We start from the raw sequence: 18,179 nt of genomic DNA, 5'->3' as shown, positions 1-18,179 counted from the left end.
GTGGCGGCTATTCGGCCGCCTCGATCTTGGCCTTTATCGGACGGCGGGCCAGGACCTCGCGCAGGAAGCGCCCGGTATGGCTGCGCGGTTCCTTGGCGATCTCTTCCGGCGGCCCCATCGCCACCACCTCGCCGCCGCCGTCGCCACCCTCCGGCCCCATGTCGATGACCCAGTCGGCGGTCTTGATGACCTCCAGATTGTGCTCGATGACAATAACCGAATTGCCCTGGGCGACCAGTTCGTGGAGCACCTCCAGGAGCTTGGCGACATCGTGGAAATGCAGGCCGGTGGTCGGCTCGTCCAGGATGTAGAGGGTGCGGCCGGTGGCCTTGCGCGCCAGTTCCTTCGACAGCTTGACGCGCTGGGCCTCGCCGCCCGAGAGCGTCGTCGCCTGCTGGCCGACATGGATGTAGCCGAGCCCGACCTCCGACAGCGTCTTCAGGATGTCGCGCACCCTGGGCACCGCCTTGAAGAATTCCACGCCCTCGTCGACGGTCATGTCGAGCACGTCGGCGATCGACTTGCCCTTGAACACCACCTCCAGCGTCTCGCGGTTGTAGCGCTTGCCCTTGCAGACGTCGCAGGTGACGTAGACGTCGGGCAGGAAGTGCATCTCGATCTTGATGACGCCGTCGCCCTGGCAGGCTTCGCAGCGGCCGCCCTTGACGTTGAACGAGAAGCGGCCCGGCTCGTAACCGCGCGCCTTGGCCTCGGGCAGGCCGGCGAACCATTCGCGGATCGGCGTGAAGGCGCCGGTATAGGTTGCCGGGTTGGATCGCGGCGTGCGCCCGATCGGCGACTGGTCGATGTCGATGACCTTGTCGAGATGCTCGATGCCCTCGATCCGGTCATGCGGGGCAGGGGCTTCGCTGGCGCCGTTCAGTTTGCGCGCCACCGCCTTGTAGAGCGTGTCGATCAGCAAGGTCGACTTGCCGCCGCCGGAGACGCCGGCAATGCAGGTGAAGGTGCCGAGCGGGATTTCGACCGTGACGTCCTTCAGGTTGTTGCCGCGGGCATTGACGATCTTCAGCGCGCGGCCCTTCTGGGGCTTGCGCCGCTTCGGCGTCGGCACGAACATCTCGCCGGTCAGATATTTGCCGGTCAGCGATTTCGGATCGTTCATCACGTCCGACGGCGTGCCCTGGGCGACGATGCGGCCACCATGGATGCCGGCGCCCGGCCCGACATCGACGACATAATCGGCCTGCAGGATGGCATCCTCGTCATGTTCGACGACGATGACGGTGTTGCCGAGGTCGCGCAGCCGCTTCAGCGTGCCGAGCAGCCGCTCGTTGTCGCGCTGGTGCAGGCCGATCGACGGCTCGTCCAGCACATAGAGCACGCCGGTCAGGCCCGAGCCGATCTGCGAGGCGAGCCGGATGCGCTGGCTCTCGCCACCCGACAGCGTGCCGGAATTGCGCCCGAGGGTCAGGTATTCGAGGCCGACATCGACCAGGAAGCGCAGGCGGTCGCGGATCTCCTTCAGGATGCGGACGGCGATCTCGTTCTGCTGCGCGGTCAGTTTCGGCGGCAGGGTGGCGAACCATTCATTGGCGGCGCGGACCGACAATTGCGAGATCTCGCCGACATGGGTCGCCGCGATCTTCACCGCCAGCGCCTCGGGCTTCAGCCGGAAACCGCCGCAGGTCTTGCACGGCACCGCCGAAACGTAACGCGAGATCTCCTCGCGCGCCCATTCGCTCTCGGTTTCCTTCAGCCGCCGCTCGAGATTGCGGACCACGCCCTCGAAGGTCTTGGTGGTCTCGTAGGAGCGCAGCCCGTCGTCATATTTGAACGTGACGGTCTCTTCGCCGGTGCCGAACAGGATCACGGTCTGCGCCTTCTCGGGCAGCGACCGCCAGGGCGCGGTCAGCGAGAAGCCGTAATGTTTCGCCAGGGCATCGAGCGTCTGGGTGTAGAATGGCGAGGTCGACTTGGCCCAGGGCCCGATCGCGCCCTTGCGCAGGCTCAGGTCCTTGTCCGGGATCACCAGGTCGGCGTCGATCGTCTGTTCGACACCCAGGCCGTCGCAGGCCGGGCAGGCGCCGAACGGGTTGTTGAACGAGAACAGCCGCGGCTCGATCTCGGAAATGGTGAAGCCGGAGACCGGGCAGGCGAACTTTTCCGAGAAGATGACGCGCAGCGGCTCGCCCTTGGCGTCCTTGCCTTCGGCGAATTCGACAATGGCGATGCCGTCGGCGAGCTTCAGCGCCATTTCGAAGCTGTCGGCGAGCCGCGCGGCCATGTCGGCGCGCACCACCACCCGGTCGACCACCACGTCGATGTCGTGCTTCAGCTTCTTGTCGAGCGGCGGCACGTCGGCGATCTCGTAAAAGGTGCCGTCGACCTTGACCCGCTGAAAGCCCTTCTTCTGATATTCGGCCAGTTCCTTGCGATATTCGCCCTTGCGGCCGCGCACCGCCGGCGCCAGCAGATAGAGCCTGGAGCCCTCGGGCAGCGCCAGGGTCTTGTCGACCATCTGGCTGACCGTCTGGCTCTCGATCGGCAGGCCGGTGGCCGGCGAATAGGGCACGCCGACCCGCGCCCACAGCAGGCGCATGTAGTCGTAGATCTCGGTGACCGTGCCGACCGTCGAGCGCGGGTTCTTCGACGTCGTCTTCTGTTCGATCGAGATCGCCGGCGACAGGCCGTCGATCTGGTCGACATCCGGCTTCTGCATCATTTCGAGGAACTGGCGGGCATAGGCCGACAGGCTCTCGACATAACGCCGCTGGCCCTCGGCATAGATCGTGTCGAAGGCGAGCGACGACTTGCCCGAGCCGGACAGGCCGGTGAACACCACCAGCGCATCGCGCGGGATGGTCAGGTCGACGCCCTTCAGATTGTGCTCGCGCGCGCCGCGCACGGAGATCACCCGCTGGTCGGGGCGCCGCACGTCGTCGCGGTACTTGTCGAAAAGATCGGTCATCTATCAGGTCCGTTGAACACGATCACGCGGGAAGCGGCGCAAGCAGGCTGTCGGCAGGCGGGCATTCTGAAGAACAGGCATGGGGCATGCGGGATCGCCAAACCTGCGCAAGGGTCGACGTGTCAAGAAGCAAGCCCCCAAAGTAGAAACGGCAGCGCCTCACCGCCAGGGGCTGAAGGCCACCGGATGGCTGATTTGCACAGGATGCGCTGGCCGATTCGAGACGATCACGCCGGCGGAGCTTATCGGGGCTTGCCAGAACCGACAAGAACAAATAATGAACATTGCTGCGGATCGGAATTCCCGAGAGCAGAGGTCGGGAAACTGGGGATAGATCTCGAATTCCCGTCGATCGCGCGGTGACGGAGCCGGCCGAACATGGGATGGCTCCGATCGGTTCAGGCTGAAAGCGCCCCGGGCAGCGGCTGCGGGGAGAGGGAGAGCGACATGGCAGGCAGCGTCAACAAGGTCATCCTGATCGGCAATCTGGGCAAGGATCCGGAAGTCAGGCGGATGAACAACGGCGAGCAGGTCTGCAGCCTCCGCATCGCGACCACCGAAAGCTGGCGGGACAAGGGCTCGGGCGAGCGCAAGGAGCGCACCGAGTGGCATGCGGTCGTCATTTATAACGAGAACCTGGTGAAGGTCGCCGAGCAATATCTGCGCAAGGGCGCCAAGGTCTATCTCGAGGGCCAGTTGCAGACCCGCAAATGGCAGGACCAGTCGGGCGTCGAGAAATACTCGACCGAAGTGGTGCTGCAGCGCTTCCGCGGTGAAATGGTGCTGCTCGACGGCCGCGGTGGCGGCGGTGGCGCGGATGCCGGCGGCGGTTCGGGTTATGGCGACGACAGCTTCGGTTCGTCGGGTGGTATCGAAAACCGGTCGGGCATGGGCCGCGCCGAGGCGCCGCGTCGCCCGGCGGCTCCGGCTGGCGGCGGCCGGATGGATGACGACGAAATCCCGTTCTGAGCGACCAGGCGACCATGGCGGGCCCGGCGATCGACGTGTCGTTGCGCCGGGCGGCGCCTGACGATCTCGATTTCATCATGGCGGCGGAGCGTCAGCCCGCCTTCGAACGGCAGGTCGGGCGCTGGTCCGCCGAGCGGCACCAGGCCGCCATGGCCTCCGCGGATTTCGCCTATCTGATCGGCATGGGCCCTGGCGGGCTGCCCGCCGGCTTCGCCATCCTGCGCGACCTCAACAATGCCTCCGACAATATTGGCCTGCAGCGCATCGTCTCGGCGGCAGCCGGGCAGGGCTTCGGCAAGCCATTCCTGACCGCGGTCATCGACTGGGTCTTTGCCGAAACGCGCTGCCACCGGTTCCTGCTCGAAGTGTTCACCGACAATCCGCGCGCCCGGCATGTCTATCGTTCCCTCGGCTTCGTCGAGGAGGGGCTGCTGCGCGAGGCGGTGAAGCGGGCCGATGGCGCGCGGGCCGACCAGATGCTGATGTCGCTCCTGAGACGCGAGTGGCGCGCGCCCTGAGGTGGCCCCCCGCTCAGCGGTGCCGGCCGCGACCTTGCCGATGACCGCTGCGGATCGATAGCCCTCGGACCCGGCCAACAGGGCGAGCGCGCCCGTCTCCGCAACGCATCACCACGGGCTGTCTCACGCCGTGGCAGATCACCCTGATCGATCATCAGGACGCCAGTTTCCGGATGAAATCCGCGGCCATCGTCGCCGCGCGCTTGCGAATGTCGGGGATCGCGGTGATCTCCCAATGCCGGCCGCGCGTCGGCGGGCCGTGCCAGGCGTCGCGACAGATCATGGCGCGTTATTCTCCAATGGGAATAGCGCTGGACGCAAGACCGGGATGAGGCGATCGGATGCGGCGATCTCGCCTGTCGCCATGGGCGTGTTGCGGGCAGGCGGAATGCCGGGTAGCGTTATAGCTGTACGAACATAACGAGACGAGTGGCCAAGTGTCGACCCTGACAGTCCTCCACCTCCATCGTCAGACCGGGATCAATGCGGTGCTCGAGCAGGCGCGAAGCCAGGCGCCGTTCGTTGCCGTCGATCCCAAGGGCCATCGCCGGTCGAAGATCTGGGACATATCCTCGCATTTTCACTGCTCGATCATCGGCACCTGCCTGAGTGCCGCGGAGCTGCGCCAGTTCTTCGTCAGGCTCGGCGAGGCCGACGCGAAAGGGGCGACCGACCACGTCCTGCACGGGCGGGGGGTGCGCACCGCGGGGCAGCACGACCTCGCGGGCAAACTGCTGCACAAGACCCTCGACAAGCGCCACGAGACGGCGATCAAGCGTTTCACCAGGGCCTCGACGGTGGCCGAGGTGCGGGATCTCTGGCTCCAGGCGCTCGACCAGGGCGATATTCCGGGCGCCTATTGGGCGGTCCTGACCCATCCCGCCGCCGACCGGCCGCTGATCCAGGAGGTCTTCGGCGAAGTGCATATGCTGTCGCACATGGTCGGTACCTCCAACCGGGTCGACATCGCGCGGCTGCGCAAGCTCGAACGGGATCTCGGCGCGCGCGACGAAAAGATCGCCCGGCAGGAGGCGCGCCTCCAGACGGCGGCCAATGAACGCTCCGAGCTCTTGCGGCGCATCGAAAGCCTGGAGATCGAGGCGGCGCGGCGAACGGTGCAGGACCAGGCCAAGGCCGGTCCGCAGCTTGCGCCCGCGGCCATGGCCGCGCTGGCGCAGCGCAGCGATGCCGAGAAGGCCCATGCCCAGGTCCTGGCCGCGCGCCTGAAGGAGGTCGAGGACCAGGCCGCGATCGAACGGAAACGCAATGCCGAGCTGATCGAGCGGGAGGCCCATCTGCAGCGCGAGCTCTCAGCCCTCGAAGCCAGCTTGCACCTTGGCGGACCGAACCAGGACGGGCCGAAAGCGGCCGCGCGGGACCTGGCGGATCTGACCCTGCTTTATGTCGGCGGCCGTCCCAAGCTGCTCGACCAGCTGAAGGCGCTCGCGGCCGGACGCGGCGGCGTGCTGCTGGCCCATGATGGCGGGATCGAGGACAGCGCGGCGCTGCTGCCGGGCCTGATCAGCCAGGCGGATGCGGCCTTCTTTCCGGTCGATTGCATCAGCCACCACGCCGCGGGCCAGGTGAAGAAGCTCTGCCGGGATGCCGGCAAGCCTTTCGTTCCGCTGCGCACGGCGAGCCTTGCCAGCTTCATCGCGGCGATCGCCGGGGGCGATCTGCCGGCACGGCCGGCGGCTGTCGCCTGAGCGCGGCGCGAACCACCAGGGGAAAGCCGATGACGGAACATGCCGGCGCGCGATCCGACAGGCCCAAGTTCCATGGCGACTGCGATGTCGCCGCCATGGTCTATGGCCCCGGCGACAATCCGGACGCGGTGCTGACGGGTTTTCTTCGCCACCTCCTGGGGCTGGGTTTCGACGCGCTCGGCGTGGTCCAGAGGCGCCGCCCTGATCATCCGGGCTTTGACGGGACGGCGGAGTTCACCCTGGTTCCCGACGACGGATGGCGCGGCGATGCGAATGGCGCCGGGAAATCCAACATGGCCGCTTGCGGCACCGCCTTGCAGGGCATTGGCGCCAGGCTGTCCCTGGCGTTGAAGCGGCGCCCCGATGTCGTGATCCTCAACCGCTACGGATCCCTCGAAGCGGCCGGGGCAGGGCTGCTCGATGTCCTCGCCCAGGCGATCGACCGGGATATTCCCGTGCTGATCGCCGTTCCCGAAGCCCTGTTTCCCCACTGGCTGGCAAGAGCCGAAGGGCTGGCGGTGAAGCTCCGGCCGGATCGACCAAGCCTCGACGCCTGGTGGCACTCGCTCGGCAACAGCCCCTTGGACGCCACCTCGGATGCGGTTTCCGGCGCGACGTTCTGCGAGCGCTTCAAATGATCGTCGGCGGCCGCAGCGCGCCGGCAGCCTCAGCGCGTCGCTGAAAGAGCTCGTCACCCTGTCCGGCGTGGCGGCGGAGGCGGTGTTCGGGCCGTCGGGCGCGCTGCGCCAGAGGCTCGAGACCGGCGAGCCGCTGAGGCATCCGACCGCATGATCGCCATCGCTGGACGCGCCGACCTCAGATGATGCTGCGGAACGGGTGAAAGTGAAGCTCGTCGCCAGGCTCGATCCCGTCGGCCTGCGGCGGGATCTCGGCAAGGCCGTCGGCGATGGCGAGCGGTCTCAGCCGCGCCGATCCGCCGCGCCCGAGGATCTCGATGCCGATCAGGCCTTGCGCGTCTTCCGACAGGATGGCCGGCACGAACTCGGTCCGGCCCGGGCGCCGGCGGTACCAGGACAGGCTTTTCAGCGGGTAGCCGCGGTCGCGGTGCGACCGCGCTCCGGTCAGAGCGCTGGTCATGGCCTGGCCCAGCAGCATCCAGGTGACGAGGCTCGCGACCGGATTGCCGGGCAGGCCGAGATAGCCGGTCGCGCCGATCCGGCCGACGACCGCCGGCTTGCCCGGCTTCAGGGCGATCCTCAAGGCTCCGCCAAGCCCGCCGGCGAGCGTCAGCGCGGTCGCCGAATGATCCTCGTCGCCAGCCGAGGCGCCGCCGGTCGTGACGATCAGGTCGGTGTCACCCGCGAGGCTCCCGAGCCGTTCGGCGATGGCTTGCGGGGCGTCGGGAACCCAGCCGCCATCCCGCGCCTCGAAGCCCGCCGCGGTGATCAGCGCCAGAAGCATCAACCGGTTGGAATCGTAAATGGTGGCCGGCGCGAGCCGGTCGCCGGGCTGGCGCAGTTCGTCACCGGTCGAGACGACCGCAATGCGCGGCCGGGCGACCACTGTCACGTCGCAATAACCTTGCGCCGCAATGAGGCCGATGTGACGGGGGTCGAGCCGCGTTCCCTTGGCAAGGATGAGCTCGGGAGGGTCGATGTCCTCGCCGCGAGGGCGGACATTGTCGCCGGCGCGTATCTCCCGGCCGAGGACGATCCTGCCGGCGTCGCCGAGGACATGTTCCTGCATGATGACGGCGTCCGCGCCTTCAGGCAGCGGCGCGCCGGTGAAGATGCGCGCGGCTTCGCCCGCGCCAAGCGGCCTGCCGGGATGCCCCGCCGGAATGCGATCGATGACGATCAGGCCTGTCCCCGCGGCGAGCCCTTGGCCGGCCAGGATGGCATAGCCGTCCATCGCCGATTGGGTGAACGGCGGAATGGCGATCCGCGCCATCAGCGGGCGGGCGAGCACGCGGCCAACCGCCGCCGACAAGGGCACCGTCTCGGCGTCCGGGATCGGACGCACGAAGCTCGCGGCACGTGCGCAGGCCTGGTCAAGCGAGAGCAGCCCGGCGGCCGCCGCGCTGCCGGCGCCGCGTGCCGCGTGGAAAGCTTCGGCAGTGGCGCGTCGATCGGTCACGCAAGGCTCGATTCTGTTTCACGAACTGGCTTCATGAGGACAGGTCTTCGTCATCGGCGGCTGCTGGCGCCGGATAGGGGGCCGGCATCGTCGTTATGCTCTATTGGATATAGCGACGCAAGGATCGGCGATACCGCCGCCGATCGAGGTCCACGGCAATGACCGTTGATGGTGCGGCGGCCCGCCATCTGCGCCTGACCTGATGCAAGCACCGGCGAGCCTGCCGCACCGACATCTGGCCATCCGTGTCGCGGGTTGCCCGGCGACGTTCGGCAAGGCTTTCGGCAGGGCTTGGGGCTCGTCCGGCCGCAGGGCGAGGCGCCGCGGCAGGCGCGGTTGACATGCCGGAATGTAAAGTTTATTTACTTTACATTCCCTGACCCACCCGAGACCCGCCATGACCCTCGCTCCGCTGCTTGCCGCACCCGTCATGATCCAGATCCATGCCATCGCGGCGCTGGCCCTGATTCCGCTGACTTTGGCGCAATTCATGCGCCGCAAGGGGGGCTCGGCGCATCGGGTCCTCGGCTGGTCCTGGGTCGTGCTGATGGCGATCGTCGCCATCTCGTCGTTCTGGATCCATTCGATCCGCCTGATCGGACCGTTCAGCCCGATCCACATCCTGTCGCTCATCACGCTGTTCGGCCTGTTCGGCGCGATCATCGCGCGGCGGCGCGGCGATATCGCCCGTCACCGCCGCATCATGATGATGGTGACGGGGGGCTGGGTCGCCGCCGGCCTGTTCGCCTTCCTGCCCGGGCGGGTGATGGCCATGATGACCTGGGCCGGGTGAGGGCGCCCGGACGCGGGGCTTCAGGCTGGGATTGGCCTCAGGCCCGGATCGCCGCGCGTACGCCGTCAATGACGAATTGCACGGCGAGCGCCGCCAGCAGGATGCCGAGCAGGCGCGAGACCACGACATTGCCGAGCGTGCCGAGCAGCCGGTTGACCCGTTCGGCGATGCGCAGGCAGGCCCAGGAGGCGGCGAGAACCACCGCCAGCACCGCGATCAGCCCGGCCATCAGGCCCGGGTCGCCGGCCGCCTGGCCGGAGATCAGCAAGGTCGCGGCGATCGCGCCGGGGCCGGCGAGCAGCGGGATGGCCATGGGGAAGGCGGCCACCCGGATGATGTGGTCCTTGTCGATGACCTCGCGGTCGACCGCGCCCTTGCGGTCGGCGCGCAGGCCGAAGACCATTTCGAAACCGATGACGAAGAGCAGGAGGCCGCCGGCGATGCGGAAGGCCGGCAGCGAGATGCCGAGCTTGCGCAGCACCCAGTCGCCGAAGAAGGCGCAGAGCGCCAGCACGATGAAGGCGATCAGGCTGGCGCGCCAGGCGACCTGGCGGCGCTGGTCGGCGGAGAAGCCCTGGGTGACGCTCAGAAAGATCGGGACCAGGGCCAGAGGCTCGACGATCACGAACAAGGTGACGAGCGCATTGGTCAGGAATTCGATGGTCATGATCGGCCCCGGCCGCGGACGCGGAGGGCCCTTTGTGCCCATTTCGTGACAGGTTCGTCCACAGCCTGCGAGGCGATTTCCGCAAGCATCTGAAAAGACTGATGAAATGACAGGGTCGCCGCGACCGATTCGATTGGTCCCGCGTCAAGGAATCGTCTAGAAACAGAGCTACCTAGCGGGCCTCCTGACCCGCCTCACCGGACTGAAACTCTTTGGCTGACGACAACGACACGCCGGCGGGCGCCACGCCCTCGGATCCGACCGAAATCCGCCTGATCTCGATCACCGACGAGATGCGCCGCAGCTATCTCGATTACGCGATGAGCGTGATCGTCAGCCGGGCCTTGCCCGACGTGCGCGACGGCCTGAAGCCGGTGCACCGGCGCATCCTCTATTCGATGCACGAGAACGGCTACGAGTGGAACAAGCCCTATCGCAAGTCGGCGCGCGTGGTCGGCGACGTCATCGGTAAATACCATCCGCATGGCGACCAGTCGGTCTATTTCGCGCTGGTCCGCATGGCGCAGGAATTTTCCATGCGCGTCATGCTGGTCGAAGGCCAGGGCAATTTCGGTTCGGTCGACGGCGATATGCCGGCGGCCATGCGCTATACCGAGGTGCGTCTCCAGAAGATCGCCGGCGAGCTGGTCTCCGACCTCGACAAGGCCACCGTCGATTTCCAGGACAATTACGACAGTTCCGAGCGCGAGCCGAAGGTCCTGCCGGCGCGCTTCCCCAACCTCCTGGTCAATGGCGGCGGCGGCATCGCGGTCGGCATGGCGACCAATATTCCCCCGCACAATCTCGGCGAGGTCATCGATGGCTGTCTCGCCACCATCGACAATCCGGAAATCTCGATCGAAGAGCTGAACGAGTTCATTCCGGGCCCGGATTTCCCGACCGCCGGCCTGATCCTCGGCCGCTCGGGCATCCGCCAGGCCTATCTGACCGGCCGCGGCTCGGTGGTGATGCGGGCGCGCACGCTGATCGAGACGGTGCGCAAGGAGCGCGAGGCGATCATCGTCACCGAGATCCCGTATCAGGTGAACAAGGCGCAGATGCTCGAGCATCTGGCCGAACTGGTGCGCGAGAAGCGGGTCGAAGGTATTGCCGAGTTCCGCGACGAAAGCGATCGCGACGGCATGCGCGTCGTCATCGAGCTGAAGCGCGACGCGGTCGCCGATGTCGTGCTGAACCAGCTGTTCCGCTTCACCGCGCTGCAGACCAGCTTCGGCTGCAACATGGTGGCGCTGAACGGTGGCCGTCCCGAGGTGATGAACCTCAAGGACCTGATCGTCGCCTTCATCGCCTTCCGCGAAGAGGTGGTCAGCCGGCGGACCAAGTTCCTGCTCAACAAGGCGCGCGAGCGCGCCCATGTGTTGTGCGGCCTGGCGATCGCGGTGGCCAATATCGACGAAGTCATCCGGATCATCCGCACCGCGCCGGACCCGGCGACCGCGCGCGAGCGCCTGATGGCGCCGAACTGGAACGCCGTCGACATCGCGGCGCTGATCCGGCTGGTCGACGATCCGCGCTACCCGGTGCGCGACGACGGCACCTACAAGCTGTCCGACACCCAGGCCCGCGCCATCCTCGACCTGCGCCTGCAGCGCCTGACGGCTCTCGGCCGCGACGAAATCGGCGACGAGTTGAAGAAGCTCGCCGACGAGATCGTCAACTATCTCGACATCCTGCGGTCGCGGCTGCGCATTCAGAACATCATCCGGGACGAACTCACTTCGGTGAAGAACGAGTTCGCCACGCCGCGCAAGACCGAGATTCTCGAACATGGCGGCGACCTCGACGACGAGGACCTGATCCAGCGCGAGGACATGGTCGTCACCGTCTCGCATACCGGCTACGTCAAGCGTGTGCCGCTGTCGACCTACCGGGCCCAGCGCCGCGGCGGCAAGGGCCGCTCGGGCATGCAGACCAAGGACGAAGATTTCGTCACCCGGCTGTTCGTGGCCAATACCCACACGCCCATGCTGTTCTTCTCGTCGAAGGGCCAGGTCTACAAGCTGAAGGTCTGGCGGCTGCCGCTGGCAGCGCCGCAGGCGCGCGGCAAGGCCTTCGTCAACATCCTGCCCCTCGAACAGGACGAGCGGATCACCACGATCCTGCCGCTGCCGGAGGACGAGACCACCTGGGATACGCTCGACGCCATGTTCGCCACGACCCGCGGCACGGTCCGGCGCAACAAGCTGTCCGACTTCGTCCAGGTCAACCGCAACGGCAAGATCGCCATGAAGCTCGACGAGGGCGAGGCGATCGTCAATGTCGCGGTCTGTTCCGAGCATGACGACGTGCTGCTGACCACCGATGGCGGCCAGTGCATCCGCTTCCCCGTCGACGAGGTGCGCGTCTTCAAGGGCCGCGATTCCATGGGTGTGCGCGGCATTTCGCTGGCCGAGGGCGACCGCATCATCTCGATGGCGATCCTGCACCATTTCGAGGCGACCTCCGAAGAGCGCTCCGCCTATCTCAAGATGCGCCGGGCGGTGACCGGCGAGGAAGGCGGCGACGACGAGGAAGCCGCCGGCACCGGCGAGCTGTCGTCGGAGCGTTATGCCGAGATGTCGGCGGCCGAGCAGGTGGTGCTGACGCTCTCCGAGAACGGCTACGGCAAGCGCACCTCGACCTTCGAGTACCGCATCACCGGCCGCGGCGGCAAAGGTATCGTCGCCATGGTGGTGAACGAACGCAACGGCCGCCTGATCGCCTCCTTCCCGGTGGAGGACAAGGATCAGATCATGCTGGTCACCGATGGCGGACAGTTGATCCGCTGCCCGGTCGACGGCATCCGCGTGGCCGGCCGCTCGACCCAGGGCGTGATCGTCTTCGACACCCACGAGACCGAGAAGGTCGTGTCGGTGGAACGGATCACCGACGAGGGCGACGACGAGGCCCTGGACGGCGAAGCCGAAGGCAATGGCGAGGCGCCGGAGGCCAATGGCGAGGCGCCCGAAGGCACGCCCGAGGCCTGATCGCCCGGGCTTCGCCGAGGCGCCGCGCATCAACCCTCGCCCACGTCTTCGTGGGGGAGGGTTCGCCCCCGGCCGTGCCGTCACGAAGCAACCGTTCGGTCCGCCTCGGCGGTGAGCCAGGTCACGAATTGGCGCACACGCGGGTCGCCGGTGAGCGCGCCCGGCCAGCGCACCAGATGGGCCTTGCTCGAGGCCATGTCCCAGCTCTCCGGCAGGACACGCACCAGACGGCCTTCGGCGAGCGCGTCGTGGACCAGCAGCGAGCGGGCGAGAACCACGCCGGCGCCCTGCAGGGCGGCGGCGATCGCCGTGCCGACCGTGCCGAACCGAAGGCCTGCGGGCGGGGGGCCGGCGATACCGAGCCGCTCGAACCAGGCGGACCAGGACCATTCCGCGCCACCCGGCCGGCCGGCCGGTCCCTTGTGCAGCAGCGGCAGGCGGGCAAGGCCGGCGGGATCGACCAGAGGGCCATCGGGCAGCAGGCCGGGGTGACAGACCGGAAACACCTGTTCCTGGAACAGCAGTCGCTGGGTCGAGGCGGCCCGCGCGGTCGCCGCCGGCAGCCACAGAACCTGGACGTCGACATCGGGCGCGCCGGCCTGGGCCGCCGTCTCGACGATGCTCAGCTCCACCGCAATGGCGGGATAAGTCTGGGCGAAGCCAGGCAGGCGGCGGACCAGCCAATTGTCGGCGAGCGCCGCGCCGACCCCGACCCGCAGCCCGGCGGGAGCCGAGGCGACGCGGCAGCGTGCGCGGAGGTCGGCGAGCCCGTCGAGCAGGTCGGCGAGGCCGGCGGCGAGTGCGGCCCCCGTCGGCGTGGCATAGAGCCCGGCGCTCGTCCGGCTGAGCAAGGGCGCGCCGATGAAGCTTTCGAGCCGGCGCAGGCGGTGACTGATGGCGCTTTGGGTGATGCCGAGTTCCGCCGCCGCCAGCGTCATGCTGCGATGGCGGAGCGTGGTGTCGAAGGCGACCAGGGCGTCGAATGGGGGGAGTGACCGCATCCGAGCAACATGAAGCAGATTCATGACGATGTGAACTCTTGGCGCTCGCCCGCGCCGGCCCGACCGGCGAGGCTTGGCGCAATTCCCATCGCGCGAGGTTCCCGATGTTCAGATCCCATGCGCTCCGCGCCCCGGCGGCGGCGGCGGGCGCCCGACGCCTGGCGCCGGCCCTGGCCCTCAGCCTCGCCGTCTTCCTGACCCAGCTCGACGTCACCGCGGTGGTGGTGGTGATGCCCTCGATCGGCGCCGAGCTCGGCTTCGGTTCGGCCGGCTTCGCCTGGGTGATGGACGCCTATAGCCTGGCCTTCACCGCCCTGCTTCTGGCGGCCGGCGCGCTTGCCGACCGGCATGGCCGGCGCCTGGCCATGCTCCATGGCAATGCCCTGTTCGCCCTGGGCTCGCTTGGATGCGGCCTCGCCTGGAATGGTCCCTCGCTGTGGATCGCGCGTGGCGTGCAGGGCGCGGGGGCTGCCTTCGTGGTCACCGGGGCGATCGCGCTGATCGCCGGCCTCTATGCCGAGCCGACGGAGCGGGCAAGGGCCTTCGGCCTGATGGGCGTCGTCTCCGGCATGGCCATGGCGCTCGGGCCGACGCTCGGCGGCCTGGTCGGAGCCTGGTTCGGGTGGCGGTGGATCTTCCTGGCCAACCTGCCGATCGGCCTGATGATCGCGGTCGCTGTGCCGCGGCTCATCCGGGAAACCCGCGACGCCGGCGGCCCGCCTCTCGATCCCGTCGGCATCCTCCAACTGACCGCGGCGCTCGGCGTCGCCATCGTGGCGCTGCTGCAAGGTGCCCGGGCACCCGCGGTTCTGTTCGCCGGATTGCTGGCGAGCGCCACCCTCGGCGCCCTCTTCATCACGCGCCAGCGACGGCTGCCGCGGCCTTTGCTCGACCCGGACCTGTTCGCCCGTCCGGCCATGGCGGGCGTCGCCATCCTTCTGCTCTCACTGTCGGTCGGCTACTGGGCCGTGCTGGTCTATCTGCCGCTGTTCCTGCGCACCGGCTTCGGCCTGACGCCGGAGCAGGTCGGGTTCGCGCTGCTGGCGGCGACGCTGCCGATGCTGGTCCTGCCGCCGATGGCGGGCCGGCTCGTCATCCGCTGGGGCTGGCCCCGGCTGTTCGCGACCGGGCTCGCGGCTGTCGTCGCCGGTGACCTCGTCCTGGCCTGGACATCGCTGGGCGCGGGAGCCGGCGCAGGCTTCGCGCCCGGGCTCCTGGACGTGACCCGGTTCGACCTTGTCCCGTTCGGGCTGGCGCTGGTCGGCATGGTGCTGATCGGCTTGGGCACGGCGATGGTCCATTCGCAGCTGTCGGCCGTCGTGGTCACCTTGGCGCCGCCGTCGCAGGCGGGAATGGCCTCCGCGGTCACTGTCGTGCTGCGCCAGGCGGGTTTCGCTCTCGGCATCGCGGCGCTTGGCGCGGCCGAGACCGCCAAGGGGTTCCCAGCCGCCTTTCTGCTGGCCGCGGCGGCATCCCTGGGCGGGGTCGCCGCTGCCCTGTTCCTGCTGCCGGGACCGGCGTCCCGGCCGGCGGAGTGATCGCCCCCGAGGGCTTCGGTCGGCTTACGCCTCAGTCGACCCTGGTGCGCAGGATCGACAGGGCCAGCGCCTGGGCGCGCGGCACCATGGTGTCGACCTCCATATATTCCTCGACCGTGTGGGCATTGCCGCCGACCGGCCCGACGCCACAAATGGTCGGCGTGCCGACCGAAGCGGTGAAGCCCGAATCGGCGCAGCCGCCGGAGAATTCGCCATCGACGGTGAGCCCGGCATCTTTCGCCGAGGCCTGGTAGGCGATGAAGATCGCCTTCGAGGCCTCGGTCTGGACCACCGGCAGGAATTCGCCGTTGATGTGCAGCTTGGCGGTCGTGCCCGGAACGGTGGAGCCGGCAATGATCTTCTCGATCGCCTCCAGCGTCCGCTTGCGGTCGGCCGGATCGATATAGCGCATGTCGATCTGGCCCTCGGCATGGGGCGCCGTGGTGTTGACCGACTGGCCGCCGGAGATCAGGCCGACATTCAGCGTGATGCCCTTGGCGAGATCGGTCAGCGCATGGATCGCAACGATCTTGTGAGCAAGTTCGCCGATCGCACTGATACCGCTGGTGAAATTGCCTCCGGAGTGGGCCGCTTTTCCAGCCACTTCGAAGCGCATGAAGACGCCGCCCTTGCGGCCGGTGGTGACATTGCCGGTCGGCCGTCCGGGCTCGGAATTATAGACCGCGCGGGCGGCGCGGCCTTCGCGCTCGATCACCGGCCGGGACGACGGCGAGGCGATCTCCTCGTCCGAGGTGATCAGGATCTTGATCGGGCAGGGCGCGCCGCCGAACTTCCTGAAGGCGGCGGCGACGAACAGGTTCATCACGATGCCGGATTTCATGTCGGAGACCCCCGGCCCATAAGCCCTGGTGCCCTCGATGGTGAACGGCCGGCGGCCGGCCTCGCCCTTGGGGAACACCGTGTCGCGATGGCCCATCAGCAGGATCGGCTTTTCATTGGCGCCGGGCTCGCCGACCTTGGCATGGATGGCGTCGCCGAAGATGCCATGGGGCTCACGCCAGGTCTCGATCTCATGGTTCGCCAGAAAGCGCTCGAAATGGGCGCCGACCGCGTCCACGCCGGCCTTGTCGTAGGAACCTGAATCGGTGTCGACCACATCGCGCAAGAGGTCGAGCATCGCCTGGCGCTGCTCGCTCAGCCATTGGGTGATGCGGGTTTCATCGGTCTGCGACATCGGGTGTCTCCTTCGGCGCGCATTGTTTCGATGCCGGGCGCGAAGCGCAACGCATGCAGGGCATGGTTCCCTTGCGTCGGGCGGCCCGCTTCGTTAAGCGATCATCCATGACCAGACGCATTGCGCTCTATACGGGCTCTTTCGATCCGGTGACCAATGGCCACCTGGACGTCATCCGCCACGCCTGCCGGCTCGCCGACGAGCTGGTGATCGGCATTGGCGTTCATCCCGGCAAGGCACCCTTGTTCTCGGCCGATGAACGCGTGGCCATGCTGGACGAGGTCTGCGGCCCGGTGGCGGCGGCCGAAGACTGCGTGCTCAAGGTCATCACCTTCGACGACCTGGCGGTCTGGGCGGCGCAACGGGTTGGCGCGACCTTGTTCATTCGCGGCCTGCGCGATGGTACCGATCTCGACTATGAGATGCAGATGGCCGGCATGAATGGTGGCATGGCGCCCGACGTGCAGACCATTTTTCTGCCCGCTTCCCCCAATGTTCGCCATGTCACCGCCACGCTGGTGCGGCAGATCGCGCTGATGGGTGGCGATGTGACCCAGTTCGTGCCGCCCGCCGTCGCCAGCGCGCTCGTCGCCAAGGCGCCCAAGCGGGCCTGACTTTTTTGTCGGAGATTTCATCGTGAAACGTCGTGTCTTTCTTGCCCAAGCGCTGGTTCTTGGCGCGGCTCTGCCAGCTGCCGCCCAGGCGATCCGCCTGCCGGCGGGCCTCGATCCGGAAAACACCCTGGTGATCGAACTCAAGGACGGCCCGGTCATCGTCAAGCTGCGCCCGGACCTGGCGCCGAACCATGTCGCCCAGGTCAAGGCCTTGGCGCGCCAGGGTTTTTATAACGGCCTGGTGTTCCACCGGGTGATCGAGGGCTTCATGGCCCAGACCGGCGACCCCACCGGCACCGGCACCGGCCGCTCGCAGCTCGGCAATATCAGCGCCGAATTCTCGCGTGAGCCGTTCGTCCGCGGCGTGCTCGGCATGGCCCGCGCCCAGGATCCGAACTCGGCCAATTCGCAGTTCTTCATCATGTTCAACGAATATCCCTCGCTGAACAACCAGTACACGGTGTTCGGCCAGGTCGTGCAGGGCATGGATGCCGTCGACAAGATCAAGCGCGGCGACCCGCGCGCCAACGGCCAGGTGCGCGCCGAGCCGGACAAGATGATCCGCGTGCGCGTCGCCGCCGATATCCGCTAGACTTCCGACCTACCCTCACGAGAAGGATGCCGATGATGGCTCTCGATCCCGAAAACACCATGATCCTCGAAACGACGAAGGGCCGGGTGATCATTGCCATGCGTCCGGACCTGGCTCCCGGCCACGTCGACCACATCAAGAAGCTGGTCAAGGAAGGCTTCTATGACGGTATCGTCTTCCACCGCGTCATCGACGGCTTCATGGCCCAGACCGGCTGCCCGAACGGCACCGGCACCGGCGGCTCGCGTTATCCCGACCTGAAGGCCGAGTTCAATGCCGAGCCGCATGTCCGCGGCATCACCTCGATGGCGCGCGCGCAGAACCCGAATTCGGCCAATTCGCAGTTCTTCATCGTGTTCGACGACGCCCGCTTCCTCGACAAGCAATATACCGTCTGGGGCAAGGTCGTTGACGGCATGGACAATGTCGACACGATCAAGCGCGGCGAGCCGGTGCGCGATCCCGACAAGATCGTCGTGGCGAAGATCGCCGCCGACGACCTGGCCACCTATGGCGACGTCATCGCCAAGCTCTGATTGCTTGTGATAGGTCACACGGCGCCCGGGCCTGGCC

At 67.5% G+C, this 18,179-nt stretch carries 16 protein-coding genes; 10 read left to right on the top strand and 6 right to left on the bottom strand.

Features of this window, described 5'->3' with window-relative positions; translation table 11 throughout:
• Window positions 1-7 precede the first annotated feature (7 nt).
• Window positions 8-2,929 carry an excinuclease ABC subunit UvrA gene (uvrA, locus tag E8M01_RS33580; RefSeq protein ID WP_136964148.1) on the bottom strand — a complete coding sequence of 974 codons (2,922 nt, stop codon included), beginning with the start codon at window positions 2,927-2,929 and terminating at the stop codon, window positions 8-10.
• 447 nt (window positions 2,930-3,376) lie between these two features.
• Here uvrA and ssb point away from each other — a divergent pair, with 447 nt between their 5' ends.
• Window positions 3,377-3,898 (top strand): single-stranded DNA-binding protein, encoded by a 522-nt coding sequence (ssb, locus tag E8M01_RS33575; RefSeq protein ID WP_136964147.1) that lies wholly within the window; start codon window positions 3,377-3,379, stop codon window positions 3,896-3,898.
• Between the two features lie 14 nt (window positions 3,899-3,912).
• Entirely contained in the window at window positions 3,913-4,416 is a 504-nt protein-coding gene (locus E8M01_RS33570; protein ID WP_136964146.1) for a GNAT family N-acetyltransferase, read from the top strand.
• A 154-nt stretch (window positions 4,417-4,570) separates the two neighbouring features.
• On the opposite strand, the gene E8M01_RS35815 is transcribed toward E8M01_RS33570, so the two are convergent.
• Window positions 4,571-4,699, bottom strand: a complete 129-nt coding sequence (locus E8M01_RS35815; protein ID WP_281287827.1) for a hypothetical protein — start codon at window positions 4,697-4,699, stop codon at window positions 4,571-4,573.
• 154 nt (window positions 4,700-4,853) lie between these two features.
• On the opposite strand from E8M01_RS35815, the gene E8M01_RS33565 reads away from it, so the two are divergent.
• The gene (locus E8M01_RS33565) at window positions 4,854-6,122 is read left to right on the top strand and encodes a DUF2325 domain-containing protein (protein WP_136964145.1); all 1,269 of its coding nucleotides are present in this window, start codon (window positions 4,854-4,856) and stop codon (window positions 6,120-6,122) included.
• A gap of 29 nt (window positions 6,123-6,151) precedes the next feature.
• A complete protein-coding gene (locus E8M01_RS33560; RefSeq protein WP_136964144.1) occupies window positions 6,152-6,760 on the top strand; it encodes a DUF2478 domain-containing protein in 609 nt (202 codons plus the stop codon).
• 178 nt (window positions 6,761-6,938) lie between these two features.
• Here the strand turns inward: E8M01_RS33560 and E8M01_RS33555 are convergent, their stop codons facing one another.
• Window positions 6,939-8,219, bottom strand: a complete 1,281-nt coding sequence (locus E8M01_RS33555) for a molybdopterin molybdotransferase MoeA (RefSeq protein WP_136964143.1) — start codon at window positions 8,217-8,219, stop codon at window positions 6,939-6,941.
• A 397-nt stretch (window positions 8,220-8,616) separates the two neighbouring features.
• On the opposite strand from E8M01_RS33555, the gene E8M01_RS33550 reads away from it, so the two are divergent.
• Complete coding sequence (locus E8M01_RS33550) at window positions 8,617-9,012, top strand: DUF2306 domain-containing protein (protein ID WP_136964142.1); 396 nt, start codon at window positions 8,617-8,619, stop codon at window positions 9,010-9,012.
• A 37-nt stretch (window positions 9,013-9,049) separates the two neighbouring features.
• Here the strand turns inward: E8M01_RS33550 and E8M01_RS33545 are convergent, their stop codons facing one another.
• A complete protein-coding gene (locus E8M01_RS33545) occupies window positions 9,050-9,679 on the bottom strand; it encodes a MarC family protein (RefSeq protein WP_136964141.1) in 630 nt (209 codons plus the stop codon).
• Between the two features lie 212 nt (window positions 9,680-9,891).
• Between E8M01_RS33545 and gyrA the strand changes: the two genes are divergently transcribed.
• A complete protein-coding gene (gene gyrA / locus E8M01_RS33540; protein ID WP_136964140.1) occupies window positions 9,892-12,666 on the top strand; it encodes a DNA gyrase subunit A in 2,775 nt (924 codons plus the stop codon).
• Between the two features lie 80 nt (window positions 12,667-12,746).
• On the opposite strand, the gene E8M01_RS33535 is transcribed toward gyrA, so the two are convergent.
• Window positions 12,747-13,667, bottom strand: coding sequence for a LysR substrate-binding domain-containing protein (locus tag E8M01_RS33535; protein WP_136964139.1), 921 nt, complete (start codon window positions 13,665-13,667; stop codon window positions 12,747-12,749).
• Window positions 13,668-13,771: 104 nt separating this feature from the next.
• Here E8M01_RS33535 and E8M01_RS33530 point away from each other — a divergent pair, with 104 nt between their 5' ends.
• Complete coding sequence (locus E8M01_RS33530; protein WP_136964138.1) at window positions 13,772-15,205, top strand: MFS transporter; 1,434 nt, start codon at window positions 13,772-13,774, stop codon at window positions 15,203-15,205.
• A gap of 31 nt (window positions 15,206-15,236) precedes the next feature.
• Here the strand turns inward: E8M01_RS33530 and E8M01_RS33525 are convergent, their stop codons facing one another.
• Window positions 15,237-16,400: a M20 family metallopeptidase gene (locus tag E8M01_RS33525; protein ID WP_170182184.1), complete on the bottom strand. Its 1,164-nt coding sequence runs from the start codon at window positions 16,398-16,400 to the stop codon at window positions 15,237-15,239.
• 107 nt (window positions 16,401-16,507) lie between these two features.
• On the opposite strand from E8M01_RS33525, the gene coaD reads away from it, so the two are divergent.
• The 3 genes from coaD to E8M01_RS33510 are packed head-to-tail and all read left to right on the top strand — an operon-like array spanning window position 16,508 to window position 18,142.
• Window positions 16,508-17,014, top strand: a complete 507-nt coding sequence (coaD, locus tag E8M01_RS33520) for a pantetheine-phosphate adenylyltransferase (RefSeq protein ID WP_136964137.1) — start codon at window positions 16,508-16,510, stop codon at window positions 17,012-17,014.
• Between the two features lie 22 nt (window positions 17,015-17,036).
• Window positions 17,037-17,606: a peptidylprolyl isomerase gene (locus E8M01_RS33515; protein WP_246088524.1), complete on the top strand. Its 570-nt coding sequence runs from the start codon at window positions 17,037-17,039 to the stop codon at window positions 17,604-17,606.
• Between the two features lie 35 nt (window positions 17,607-17,641).
• Window positions 17,642-18,142: a peptidylprolyl isomerase gene (locus E8M01_RS33510; protein WP_136964135.1), complete on the top strand. Its 501-nt coding sequence runs from the start codon at window positions 17,642-17,644 to the stop codon at window positions 18,140-18,142.
• The last annotated feature ends 37 nt before the right edge of the window (window positions 18,143-18,179 follow it).

The organism is Phreatobacter stygius (genome assembly GCF_005144885.1).
In the GTDB taxonomy this organism is placed as follows: Bacteria; Pseudomonadota; Alphaproteobacteria; order Rhizobiales; family Phreatobacteraceae; genus Phreatobacter; species Phreatobacter stygius.
Note: the sequence above shows the minus strand (reverse complement) of the source record. Positions and strands in the feature narration are given on the sequence as shown.